The organism is Staphylococcus sp. EG-SA-14 (genome assembly GCF_017151935.1).
Classification (GTDB): domain Bacteria; phylum Bacillota; class Bacilli; order Staphylococcales; family Staphylococcaceae; genus Staphylococcus; species Staphylococcus aureus.
This window is the reverse complement of record NZ_JACVZM010000081.1, coordinates 1-319: the sequence shown is the minus strand read 5'-3', so window position 1 is coordinate 319 and position 319 is coordinate 1. Positions and strand designations below refer to the sequence as shown.

General features: G+C 37.6%; 1 protein-coding gene. It reads right to left on the bottom strand.

The genetic code is table 11. From position 1 onward, the window contains the following. Window positions 1–178, bottom strand: a 178-nt coding sequence (locus IDG63_RS14370; protein WP_077448393.1) for a transposase, incomplete at its 3' end; no start/stop codon positions are given. Between the last annotated feature and the right edge of the window lie 141 nt (window positions 179–319).

The window sequence follows — 319 nt, the reverse complement described above, 5'->3', positions numbered from 1 at the left end:
AGATGATTTTTAACATCATTTTTGGATGATAGGATGTTGCGCCACGATGATGTCTGAATTCATCGAATTCGCTATCAGGTATCGTTTCAACAATTTCATTAACATATCGCGAAATATCATTTTGAGGAATTCTAACAGAGGTTTCTATTGGTAGTGTAAGTTGGGCAAAGTGTCTTATTTTTTTAAAGTATGTAAAAGTAAAATTACATGTTAATACGTAGTATTAATGGCGAGACTCCTGAGGGAGCAGTGCCAGTCGAAGACCGAGGCTGAGACGGCACCCTAGGAAAGCGAAGCCATTCAATACGAAGTATTGTAT